At 54.3% G+C, this 291-nt stretch carries 1 protein-coding gene; it reads left to right on the plus strand.

What is annotated here, in order from left to right:
- A partial coding sequence (locus MFP24_RS00215; protein ID WP_249228632.1) for an immunoglobulin-like domain-containing protein occupies positions 1-291 on the plus strand: 291 nt, incomplete at both ends.

Consider the following 291-nt stretch of genomic DNA (forward strand, 5'->3'; position numbering starts at 1 on the left):
TTACCAGGATGGTGAAAGTTACACCCTAAGCGTAACCGATGCGGGCGAGCATAACTTTGAGCAACTGGATACCAGCGATACCGCGACAGTGACGGTGACCGACACGGTAGATACCACCACGCTAACGGTGGGTGATATCACGGTGGCGGAAGGCAGCGATAGCTCTACAGTTAGTGCCACACTGAGTAATCCCACCGATCGCGACTTTACGGTGACGTTAAGCAATGGCGCCACCATTACCTTTGCAGCCGGGTCAACAACCGGTACCTCAAGCGCTTTTGCAGTACAGGG

It is taken from the genome of Brenneria tiliae (assembly GCF_023347575.1).
In the GTDB taxonomy this organism is placed as follows: domain Bacteria; phylum Pseudomonadota; class Gammaproteobacteria; order Enterobacterales; family Enterobacteriaceae; genus Brenneria; species Brenneria corticis.